The following is a 10,179-nucleotide window of genomic DNA, read 5'->3' as shown; positions in this document are numbered from 1 at the left end:
TCGGGTGACTGACCCACCGCCATCGGGAGCAAGCTCCCTCCCACATTTGATCTTCGGTGATGCCAGAATCGAGACGGTTAACTCAGCCCGGCGCGCTGCCCCGCCTGAATCCTGGTTTAGATAACACCTCGATCAGTGTGGGAGGGGGCTTGCCCCCGATTGCCAACTGTCAGCCACTGCATCGGGTGACTGACCCACCGCCATCGGGAGCAAGCTCCCTCCCACCTTTGATCTTCGGTGGTGCCAGAATCGAGACGATTAACTCAGCCCGGCGCGCTGCCCCGCCTGAATCCTGGTTTAGATAACACTCGATCAGTGTGGGAGGGGGCTTGCCCCCGATTGCCAACTGTCAGCCACTGCATCGGGCGACTGACCCACCGCCATCGGGAGCAAGCTCCCTCCCACCTTTGATCTTCGGTGGTGCCAGAATCGAGACGGTTAACTCAGCCCGGTGCGCTGCCCCGCCTGAATCCTGGTTTAGATAACACCTCAATCAGTGTGGGAGGGGGCTTGCCCCCGATGACCAAGCGTCAGCCACTGCATCGGGCGACTGACCCACCGCCATCGGGAGCAAGCTCCCTCCCACCTTTGACCTTCGCTGAGATCAGTCCGTACCGTATTTCGGGTTGCGCGGACCGTACAGCAGCCCGGTGCGCTGCCCTGCCGAGAGCAGGCGCGCACTGGTGATGCCCGCGATCGGATGCGCTGCGTCGGTGGAGCTGTTGATCACCTGCTTGACCGCCGCTGTGATCAACATGCCCACCAGGCCGCCGCCGTTGTTATTGTTGCCTTCCTCACTGGACGCACGCGCCGAGCCGGTCCACAGGGTGGTGCCGGTGCGCAGGTCCACCAGTTTGGCCGAGGCGGTCACCGCGGTGTTGCTGGAGATCAGCATGTACTGGGTGCCGTACTCGCTGATGGTGATGTACAGCGCTGCATCCGCACCGAAGATGTCATGCAGCTTGGCCGGCGGCACGCCCTGGATATCGTTGGCGGTGGTCAGGCCGTTCTGGCGGAAGGTTTCGTCCACCAGGGCAATCGGCAACACGTAGTAGCCAGCTTCGGCCAGCGGGTAGGTCACCTGCGAAACCATGCTGTAGGACGCCTGCACTTCCGGCGATTCATTGATCGGCGGCAGCACCAGGATCGACTTCGGCCGCGCCTGTTTGTATGCCGTGTAATCAATCGTCTTCGGTGCCGCGCAACCGCCGAGCAAGGCCAGGGCCAGCAAGGCGCCGGTGAGTTTCAATAGGCTCATTTGGTGGCGACTCCAGTCTTGGCGTTTTTCAGCAGAAAGTCCATGTATGCAGCGGATTCGGGGAACAGCGCCTTCTCGGTGCGGAACTCCTGCACCATCTGGTCATCCTTGCCCATGCTCAGGTACAGCATGCCCAGGTGGGCGTGGTAACCCGGCGGTGCTTTGCGGCCACTGGCGTTGATCTTCTGCAGATCGCGCTCCAGGGCCTCGACCTGCGCTTCCTTGGGCTCGCCCTTGAAGTACTCGTAAACCTGCGGCTGGTAGCTTTCCCATTGATACAGGGGTTGAGGCGCCGTCTGGCACCCGGCGACCGTCGCGATTGCTGTCAGCATCAGCGCCAACTTCACTGCCTTGCTCATCCGTGTACTACTCCTTGAGGGTTGCCAATCAGTTGCGCGGGTTCCAGGCGCCGGCGTTGATGCCGTCGACTAGGCGGTTGATCGCTTCACGCATGGCCAGGTCGAGCACCTTGCCATTGAGGGTGGAGTCGTAGCTGGCGGTGCCGCCGAAGCCGATCACTTCACGGTTGGACAGCGCGTACTCACCGGCACCCTGGGTGGAATACACCACTTCGGAAGTGCTGATGTTGACGATATTCAACGCGACTTTGGCGTAGGCCACTTGCGTCTTGCCACGGCCGAGGATGCCGAACAACTGGCGGTCGCCGGTTTCTTTGCGGCCGAACTCGGTCACATCGCCGGTCACCACGTAATCAGCGCCTTTGAGCTTCTGCACGGTGCCTTTGATCGCGGCTTCCTGGGAAATTTCGCCCATGTTGTCGCGGTCCAGCACGCTGAAGCGGTTGGTCTGCTGCAGGTGGGTGATCAGGATGGTCTTGGCCTGGCCGCCGAGACGGTCGACGCCGTCGGAGAAGATGCCACGCATGTAGCTGGAGCGGTTATCGAACTTGCCCACGGCAATCGGCACGCGCACGCCGGAATAGGCGACGTGGGCGCTGGCGACTTGTTCCACCGGCATCGCGCGGTTGCTCTCCGTGGCGCAACCGGCCACGGTCAGCAGCGCTGCAGCGGCTACGCCGGAGAGCAGGATTTGGGACAGTGTTTTCACATGTTGCTCCTAAAGTGAGGAAATCAGCAGAGCTCGGTGTAGCGAAAAACCGGGCACGAGGCGATACCCACCCCTTCGAGGTCGAAGGCGTCGGGCCAAGGGCGGCAGTTTCAGGGAGGGAGGCAGGCTGGCCTGCGCAAAGGCAAGAACTCGCGCGTAACTGACTTCATCCCTGAACATGTCGGGTCGCAACGGCTGCAGCATTTTACGGGGTTGAGAGGGGTTCTCAAGGTGTTTCGGCGCAGGCCGTGCGATGACGCACATTCCTCAAGTTTTTGGGCTATCGGTCGAGACACTGGCCTAGCTCATTCATTAATAGGGAAATTGTGTGTTGAAAACCCTCTTCCGGGCAGCGACCCTGATCGCCGCTCTGTCGATGACCGGTTGTGTGTCCTACACCGTCACCGGCCCCATTGGCGCCCCGCTCCACCCCGCCGCCATCGCCAGCCCGCGCAGCGCACAAGTCGCCGATGTGACGGTGAGCGCCGCCGACATCAACGACGCCAACAAGACCGCGATCAGCCGCTCGCTGACCGCCCAGCTCAATCAGTACGTGAGTACTGCGGGCTACTTCAAGCAGGTCACCGAATACCCCGTGCGCCTGGGCGAGCAGGACGTGTCGCTCAAGTTCAACATGACCTCCCTCAAGGGCCACCGTGGCATACACCCAGGCTATGTCCCCGGCGCCTTGCTGACGCTGACGGTCTGGATCTGGGTCAACGGCCCAATCTACGTCGACACCTTTGACGTGGCCGGCGACCTGGTGATCGTCGATCGCGATGGCAAGGAACTGGCGAGCGCCAAACACGAGGTCAAGTTCGAGCGCAACGTCGGTCTCTACGGTCGCGAATACTGGGCCCCAACCATGGGCGCCAAGCAACTGAACGAACTGGTCGCGCAACTGCTCGACACCGCTACCGCGAAGCTGGCCAAACCGTAATTTCAAGGAGCGACACATGAAAGGATTGATCAAACACAGCCTGGTCCTCGCGGCCATCTTGCTGACAGGTTGCGTGTCTTACTCGCAACACGAACTGCCGCCCGTGCAAACCTGGCCGCCGACCGCCAACGCACCGGCGCAAAAACCCACGGCGTTCGTGCGTACCACGGCGCTCCGCCAGGTCAACAGCGGCCCGGGCAACACTGCAGCCGGCGCTCCGGCGGCGTTGTGGGAAAAGGCCGTGGCGGATTCGTTTCGCCAGTCCAACCGCTTCTCGCGGGTGAGCACCGACAAGGTCGACTCGGACATCTACGCCGACGCCACCCTGTACAACAACGAACAGTTCAACATGGCCTCGGCGATCATCACTGGCGTGACGTTCTTCATCATCCCGTCCACGGCGAAGAACACCTTCACCCTGGAAACCGTGTTCAAGGACAAAGACGGCAAAGAACTCGGGCGCATCAAAAAGAGTGAGTCGGTACGCACCTGGATGCACCTGGTGCTGATCGTGGGCATCCCGTTCCAGGCGGACACGCGGGAAGTGGTGGAGGCGTTGACGCGCAGCACGCTGGATGAGGCGGTGCAGCGCAAGTTGTTCTGAGGTCAAAAGTCGCTGTGAGGGCAGGCCAGCCCTCACGCTGCTCAGTGAAAAAACACAACGCTCGAAAAGCGACCTGTGGCGCGGGAGCTTGTTCCCTCGCCACAGGTACAGTGTTTGCCCTTGACCCGGCGGCGTTCTGGCTTAGAACGCGTAACGCGCCTTGAGCATTACCCCATCCACCCATGTCATTTGAAAAAGCTGCAATCCATGCAACCCGACCGGGTGAGTGCGTTCGAGGGCTGCGGGGCTTGAGGGAGTGGCGGGGTGCTATACCTTGCAAGGTTTTGGGCAGAGGGCTTATAGTCCGGCCGTCGCCCAACCGGGCGATCGGATTTGGCGATCCGTAAACGAGTGCAAAAGCGTTCTGCGTTTTTTTGCAGGCATTTTGCACCCGCAGAGTCGCTGTTATGGCGGCTGTGCGTGGGAGACCTTCGGGTCTGCCGGTTACTCGTTTCCGGTTCGCCAACCTGCGTACAGCTGCCACCTAATTCGTTTGGCGACGATTAGGTGGTAGATCTCATACCCTCTAAACGAGACTTCAAATGAATCGATACATGCCCCTAACCGGTCACGATAGCACCGTACCCGCCCTGCTCATCGACACTCAGGCACCCCTCGACGTCCTCCACGACGCCGCCGTGTACCGGATTCGAGCCGTCACCCAACTGCTGGAAAACCTAGCCTTTCGCGAACAGCTCAGCAGCGATGCCGTGGTGCTGCAAGACTTTGCCCATCTACTGGCGATTCCGCTGCGCGATGGGTGTGATTTGTTGGATGTGATCAGCCGCAGGCTCAATGCCGATCCAACCTGAATAAAATCGGGCGGCCTGGGTGCCGCCCCGGTTTGTGCAGATAATCAACTCTAGGCCCCACCATTAAAGGAAATAGGGGTCAGACCACCATTATAAGACTAAGAAAAAACAGCCTTCGGACGACATACCACTCCTCGGATAACTCTCTTTTTAAAGGACTGAACAATAGTCACGAAAACTCCTTAAATGCAAAATGTGGTCTGACCCCTATTTCCCGCGTCCTGATAACATGGAGTTGACCTATACGATAAATGGAAAGACCGAAAAAGTTTTCTTTGAAAATGAGGCTCATAAGATTCCGGAGGTTATATAGTGGTTACTCAAGACGTACAGTTAGTGAAACAGATTTTTGAGCTGCTAGATGCAGGTATCGTGGATGGCTACGACTCTTTTTTTTATGAGGTAACAGTAGGTGCGGGTTATATAGAAACTGTTCTTACTGTCGAGAACAAAGGGGTTCGGGTGACGGATGCGGAAACGGATTACAATGGCGCAATCCTCTATCGTTTGGTGAAGGAGTTGAGGGAGTGCGCCACCAGACGTGGTGAAAATTGGAGTTCGTTTGTGATGACTTATGCGCGTGGTGGAGAAGTTAAAACCAGGTTCAATGCTTGATTGATAAAAGGTCTTAGATAAAAAAAGATCGGTGAAAGTGGATGAGCAGGGGCGAGGCTATCTGTTTGGCTTCGCTCGGTTACTAGGCGATGAAAGCCAACGTTGTAATTGTCCAGGTGTTGCAAGTTCAGATTGATGTTGAAGAGAAATAGGGGTCAGACCACCATTATAAGACTAAGAAAAAACAGCCTTCGGACGACACACCACTCCTCGGATATTGGGAGCGTCAGCATGTGCTTTTGCACCGCTCCATCAAGATGAAGTTAAAATTCACGACCTAAAATCTCTTGAAAGTCATCGACTAAATCACCAAGCTCTATATCAGGATTAAGTATCACTAGCTGGTCCGCAGTCACATCTAGCGACGCGAATACCTCTTCAAGTACGGTTGCATCGATGCTTTTCTCATAATAGTTCTCAACTAAACTCTTATAAGCTGCAATACCTCCCACAAAAAAACCTAGCAGTGGATACTCTTTCAGCCCATCCGGCGACGCACACCACGATGGCTGCTTGACACCTCGCCAAAAAAACAGACTAGCATTATCCGTAGAGAACGCTGGCTCAACTTTAAATTGCTGAAACGCCTCGGGCATAGCATTCAAACATTCAGACACATTAGGCAAAGGAGAACCACATATAACTTTCCCTGCAACACCTGCATCGGTAAAGTGCAAAAAACACTCAGCCCCGGATCCGTCCCTCATTGAGGCCATCATTTCTTTCCCCGCTCCATCCCAATTACAGTTGAATGAGAAGTATCTATACTCCCACTCGGGCATAATTATGGCATCCAACAACGCTAACCCCTGAGCCACATGTTTAACACGATCAACTGCAGGCAGTTCATTTATATTTAGAATCGAATTATTCATCTAGTAGCACCTATTTGTCAGATTTGGCTCTATTCTCTTGTCGAGATAGAATCTGAAGATTTGAGCTGCAATTTGTACCATCACAATTTTTTGGCTTTACATGGTCAAACTGCCACTCGTTAGGATCTGGAGTTACGCCGCGCTGGCTTTTTTGTGGTTTGACTAACACAGTACCACTGGCATCGGATTTGACTACACCGTCGTTGGCTGCTTTATTCAACTCCAAGAGAAATAGGGGTCAGACCACCATTATAAGACTAAGAAAAAACAGCCTTCGGACGACACACCACTCCTCGGATAACTCTCTTTTTAAAGAACAGAACAATAGCCACGAAAGCGCCTTAAATGCAAAACGTGGTCTGACCCCTATTTCCCATTAAACTCATTACCCGCATCAAGCCGTTGCAACCGTTCAGGTTTAGACGATGGAGCTACAACATCATCTACCTTTTCTGCAGCACCGCCAGTTGCTTTTGCACCTACAAATCATATTCTCTGCGACAGTAGATGAAGCCGTCGAGACACTCAAGACTCCCTATTGAACCAAGCACGAACTTACAATCTAAATCTATGTGAGAAATTTTTTCTTGACCAATTGAAGCTGAAATATTTGTGGCAACAACCTCTAAACTTTCCCAGTCAAAGTCTGTAGGCGACCTGTCAAGATAGTAACGAACAAGTAATGTTCCATCGTCTGACAGTGAAATAGCAATCGCCCTTATTGCAGGATATATTTCACCAATCAGAGCACGCCAAACACATAAGACCAACCAATCAGGAAAAGTATTCATGGTTTCGCTCCGACAGTAGCAGGATTTGTCGGAACAATATGCGCTCCGCTTTTACCTGAATGTATTGTTCCGTATCTTGTCGTCAAGCCTGATGTGCCATCAACACCAATATTTTTTCCAAAATCAACTATTGGCTGCCCTCTTGAACCATAACCTACGACAGGAAACTCTCCCGCATGAGCACCATTCAACAGTTTTTGAGGATCGACACCCTCATTAAGATAGCTGCGTCCGGGAAGAAAATTGTTATGCCCCAGAACATGCTTGCCTTGCTGGCCAGCATGGATGCTACTGGCTACGTTGTCCAGCGAGGCACCTGTCGCTTTTGCACCCTGCGGTACATCAGGACCCGCAGCTTCACCCTGACTACCCTTCCCTTTCCCTGCTCCAGAGCGCGAGGGTAATGTTACTCCAACTCCAGCCTTGATAGCCTCCGCCCCGAGCTTAACCAACACCCCACCGCCAGCAGAGCTGATATCTGCAGCAATTTTGCTGGAAGCGTCTAGGTTGCTCCCTATCACAAAACCTACAGCAGAAGCAGCACCACCCTGCCCCTGGGACCTAAGCTTACCTACCAGATCGACGAGTTTCTGATCATCGTTCGCCAACGAGATAGCAATACCCCTGCAGCGTTGCGGATCGCGCGCGCAGAGCGCATCCAATTCGTCATTTCTCTGCTGATCAAGGGCCGCATACCGCTCCCTAACCGCCCTTTTCTCTTGTTCCGTACTTTTGCTGTCAACCTCCCGAAGCATCTCCTCGACTTCTTTGTGGTAAAGGTAGTTAAACGTCGTCGCCTTCTGAGCAATCTGAGAGCCTTTCTCTAAATCACCATCAACCGCTGCCGCTGCTAACAACCCAGTCAGTTGTGAAAGCATCAAAGTGATGTCTTTATTGCCTTGGGCGGCCCAAGTTAATTGATTGATGAGCGCTTCATTCAACCCAGCCGCCGCAGCCCCGGTTTTGAAATCACTGCCGGTCGCTTCCGCCAGCAATCCGCCCATCAATGCATGAGCAATGATCTTTTGAGGGCTTCCATTCGGGAACGTGACGTAGTCACCCACCCAATTAAAACCGGTAGCCATCGCAACGTTGCCAGCCTCTCCCAGCAAGGCAGCATTGAAATTGTCGCCGAAACTTCCGCCCTGGATGGCCGTAGAAATCCCGCTAGAGATTACCGCCCGACCTCCAGTGCGCAGGGCGATATCACCCGCTGACGTCCAGGTGAAAATATCTTTGGAGGAGTTAGTAACCGCCAAGGTTGAGCCCGCACTCGGGTTAACACCTTGGACGGTGCTAGTACTTGCACCTGCTTTGTCGGCACCAGCGAACCAATTAGAGAAATAGGGGTCAGACCACCATTATAAGACTAAGAAAAAACAGCCTTCGGACGACATACCACTCCTCGGATAACTCTCTTTTTAAAGGACTGAACAATAGTCACAAAAACTCCATAAATGCAAAACGTGGTCTGACCCCTATTTCCCTATGACCCCTATTTCCCCTATTTCCCCTATTTCCCCTATTTCCCATGCCATTAACAGGCCACGACTCAACCATTCCCGCGTTGGTGATCGACACGCAAGCGCCCCTCGATGTCCTCCATGAGGCTGCCGCGTATCGTATTCGTGCGGTGACTCAGTTTTTGGAGAATCTGGCATTTCGGGAAAAGATCAGCAGTGATGCGGTTGTGTTGCATGATTTTGCGCTGCTGCTGGCTATACCGCTGCGGGATGGGTGCGATCTGCTGGATGTTATTGGACGGAAATCAAACTCGAAGATCTAAAGCAGAATCCGGGCAGTTAAACCATAACTGCCCGGCCGATATATAAAACCATTTTATTAAAGAACCATAAAAGCAGAATCTTCCCAACAACTCTACCAGGCCCAGTCAAAACAGCCCTACACCGACCATCTTGACCAAAAAAACAATCAAATCACCAAGCTTTTTAGTCGATCACCCGCACTGAGGAGCTCGTCGGCAGATAGCGGATTATAACTAATCACAATCAAAACCCCATCTTCAAACTCACGCACTTCTTCTACATAATCACATATTAAATCAACAAGTTCACGAGGTCCCTTTCCAAAAGCACGAAAACACAATTCCTTATCGAAATAATTCGCTGCATTTATACGAAAAACACCATCCCTACCATTGACGTCTTTCTTTGTAGCTTCACAAGCTTCTACCACTAAAGGCCAATCGCTTCTCGTAACACTCCAATCATGCAAAGCCGAGCGATAGGAACCAAACGCCTTAATATATCTAGGAAAAACAACTTTCAACAAATCTGAATAGTCGACTTTTGAAGCTGTAAATTCAATAAATAGAGTATCATCAAACTGCGCATCATCTTCCAGATACTTCTGATCTCGCAGGGCGTATGAAATACGACCTTTAACGCCGACTGGAAGTAGCTTATCTAATGACGCCGAGGTCACCAACTCGCTTCCAATAGGGGGAACTTTAAGGGAATCGCTAAAACCCCATGGAACGCCCAAATCGCTTACAGCTCTCAAAAAATTATTATGCCTATCTTCGATAGACTCTGAAAAATTAGGTCTACGTCGAAATTCAAGCTTATATTTAGTCATTAAGGTGCCACCCTTACAGAAATATTTCTGATATTTTGCTCAACAAGGATATCTGTTGCCCTATCAGCTGCTTTTTGATTGGGAAATTCAAAAACCGCCTTAACTCCCGGATTCTGCTTTAGCGCTGCCGATACTCGCTGAACGCTCTGTATCTGTTTATCAAATGTAGTTAGCGCCGTTTTTCGATCAATCAAGGTGATACCGTTAAGAAAAATAGGGGTCAGACCACCAATATACATTGGTGCACTAATCGTGGTCTGCCCCCTATTTTCTCCTATCAAAGTAACAGTCTCAGAGAGAGGCGAGTACTTTCATTATGGCGTTTAGGCCTGGAGTATTGGCGCAGTTGCACAGGTTTCGGTGACCGAGAGCACTTGGAAATATTGGAGCATGCTCTGCGTGATGAGGGTAAGCGTCCGATCTACACCGCCTTGCAACTCAAACCTTAATCCGTTTAAACCACTGGTTCACGCGCTCGCACTCAAATGTCGCCGGATCAAAAACATCGCCATGCCATTCAACCATGGCGTCATGCTCTGGATGATCGGGGTTGCCCATCGCCTCCAGAAACTCCTCGTAACCAGGCCCGCCACCCACGTCTTCCGGTGGGCAAGCATT

At 53.1% G+C, this 10,179-nt stretch carries 14 protein-coding genes; 5 read left to right on the top strand and 9 right to left on the bottom strand.

All coding sequences use genetic code 11. The features are described 5' to 3' along the window. Positions 1-604 precede the first annotated feature (604 nt). Genes INT12_RS29760 through INT12_RS29750 form a run of 3 tightly spaced genes read right to left on the bottom strand, consistent with a single transcriptional unit; the run spans position 605 to position 2,326 of the window. Positions 605-1,258 carry a DUF799 domain-containing protein gene (locus INT12_RS29760; RefSeq protein WP_017848622.1) on the bottom strand — a complete coding sequence of 218 codons (654 nt, stop codon included), beginning with the start codon at positions 1,256-1,258 and terminating at the stop codon, positions 605-607. Continuing rightward, entirely contained in the window at positions 1,255-1,617 is a 363-nt protein-coding gene (locus tag INT12_RS29755) for a DUF4810 domain-containing protein (RefSeq protein ID WP_017848623.1), read from the bottom strand. The genes INT12_RS29760 and INT12_RS29755 overlap by 4 nt, the downstream gene beginning before the upstream one ends. Before the next feature lie 28 nt (positions 1,618-1,645). Beyond that, on the bottom strand, positions 1,646-2,326 hold the full coding sequence (locus INT12_RS29750) for a CsgG/HfaB family protein (RefSeq protein WP_046488824.1): 681 nt from the start codon (positions 2,324-2,326) through the stop codon (positions 1,646-1,648). Positions 2,327-2,654: 328 nt separating this feature from the next. Here INT12_RS29750 and INT12_RS29745 point away from each other — a divergent pair, with 328 nt between their 5' ends. The 4 genes from INT12_RS29745 to INT12_RS29730 all read left to right on the top strand — a co-directional run bounded on the left by INT12_RS29745 (position 2,655) and on the right by INT12_RS29730 (position 5,297). Continuing rightward, positions 2,655-3,266 (top strand): hypothetical protein, encoded by a 612-nt coding sequence (locus tag INT12_RS29745; RefSeq protein ID WP_026140224.1) that lies wholly within the window; start codon positions 2,655-2,657, stop codon positions 3,264-3,266. 16 nt (positions 3,267-3,282) lie between these two features. Further along, the gene (locus INT12_RS29740) at positions 3,283-3,870 is read left to right on the top strand and encodes a hypothetical protein (RefSeq protein WP_017848626.1); all 588 of its coding nucleotides are present in this window, start codon (positions 3,283-3,285) and stop codon (positions 3,868-3,870) included. A 554-nt stretch (positions 3,871-4,424) separates the two neighbouring features. Then, entirely contained in the window at positions 4,425-4,682 is a 258-nt protein-coding gene (locus INT12_RS29735) for a hypothetical protein (RefSeq protein WP_046385097.1), read from the top strand. Positions 4,683-4,994: 312 nt separating this feature from the next. Beyond that, entirely contained in the window at positions 4,995-5,297 is a 303-nt protein-coding gene (locus INT12_RS29730) for a hypothetical protein (protein ID WP_046385098.1), read from the top strand. A gap of 263 nt (positions 5,298-5,560) precedes the next feature. Here INT12_RS29730 and INT12_RS29725 read toward each other — a convergent pair whose 3' ends face one another. From INT12_RS29725 to INT12_RS29715, 3 genes are all read right to left on the bottom strand, one after another. Continuing rightward, positions 5,561-6,172, bottom strand: coding sequence for a hypothetical protein (locus INT12_RS29725; protein WP_193040747.1), 612 nt, complete (start codon positions 6,170-6,172; stop codon positions 5,561-5,563). 479 nt (positions 6,173-6,651) lie between these two features. Continuing rightward, on the bottom strand, positions 6,652-6,963 hold the full coding sequence (locus tag INT12_RS29720) for a colicin (protein WP_082107817.1): 312 nt from the start codon (positions 6,961-6,963) through the stop codon (positions 6,652-6,654). Beyond that, complete coding sequence (locus INT12_RS29715; protein WP_226926361.1) at positions 6,960-8,222, bottom strand: DUF637 domain-containing protein; 1,263 nt, start codon at positions 8,220-8,222, stop codon at positions 6,960-6,962. The genes INT12_RS29720 and INT12_RS29715 overlap by 4 nt, the downstream gene beginning before the upstream one ends. A gap of 272 nt (positions 8,223-8,494) precedes the next feature. Here INT12_RS29715 and INT12_RS29710 point away from each other — a divergent pair, with 272 nt between their 5' ends. Beyond that, positions 8,495-8,749, top strand: a complete 255-nt coding sequence (locus INT12_RS29710; RefSeq protein ID WP_057006050.1) for a hypothetical protein — start codon at positions 8,495-8,497, stop codon at positions 8,747-8,749. A gap of 146 nt (positions 8,750-8,895) precedes the next feature. Here INT12_RS29710 and INT12_RS29705 read toward each other — a convergent pair whose 3' ends face one another. The 3 genes from INT12_RS29705 to INT12_RS29695 all read right to left on the bottom strand — a co-directional run. Continuing rightward, positions 8,896-9,561 (bottom strand): hypothetical protein, encoded by a 666-nt coding sequence (locus INT12_RS29705; RefSeq protein WP_193059145.1) that lies wholly within the window; start codon positions 9,559-9,561, stop codon positions 8,896-8,898. Then, on the bottom strand, positions 9,561-9,800 hold the full coding sequence (locus tag INT12_RS29700; RefSeq protein ID WP_159075515.1) for a hypothetical protein: 240 nt from the start codon (positions 9,798-9,800) through the stop codon (positions 9,561-9,563). The genes INT12_RS29705 and INT12_RS29700 overlap by 1 nt, the downstream gene beginning before the upstream one ends. A 199-nt stretch (positions 9,801-9,999) precedes the next feature. Further along, positions 10,000-10,179: plasmid pRiA4b ORF-3 family protein (locus INT12_RS29695; RefSeq protein ID WP_226926360.1), on the bottom strand; the 180-nt coding region annotated here is incomplete at its 5' end.

Origin of the sequence: Pseudomonas sp. K8 (assembly GCF_014889455.1) — a bacterium.
GTDB classification, from domain to species: Bacteria; Pseudomonadota; Gammaproteobacteria; order Pseudomonadales; family Pseudomonadaceae; genus Aquipseudomonas; species Aquipseudomonas veronii.
The sequence above is the reverse complement of the archived record's forward strand: the minus strand, read 5'-3'. Positions and strand labels throughout refer to the sequence as shown.